This is a genomic window from Neisseria sp. P0008.S010 (genome assembly GCF_051962715.1).
Taxonomy (GTDB): Bacteria; Pseudomonadota; Gammaproteobacteria; order Burkholderiales; family Neisseriaceae; genus Neisseria; species Neisseria elongata.
This window is the reverse complement of record NZ_JBQCVA010000423.1, coordinates 1-238: the sequence shown is the minus strand read 5'-3', so window position 1 is coordinate 238 and position 238 is coordinate 1. Positions and strand designations below refer to the sequence as shown.

Genomic DNA, 238 nt, shown 5'->3' with positions numbered 1-238 from the left:
CGTAAAGGGCTCGTAGGCGGATCTGAAAGTCTGATGTGAAATCTCCACCGCTCACCGGGGAGGGGCCATTGGATACTGCAGATCTGGAGTTCGGTAGAGGGTCGTGGAATTTCGGGTGTAGCGGTGGAATGCGTAGATATCCGAAAGAACACCGGTGGCGAAGGCGGCGACCTGGGCCTGAACTGACGCTGAGGAGCGAAAGCTAGGGGAGCAAACGGGATTAGACACCCCTGTAGTC

At 57.1% G+C, this 238-nt stretch carries 1 rRNA gene; it reads left to right on the top strand.

Annotated features, from left to right (window positions below):
* A 16S ribosomal RNA gene (locus tag ACTHSL_RS14180) occupies window positions 1-238 on the top strand; the annotation flags it as partial.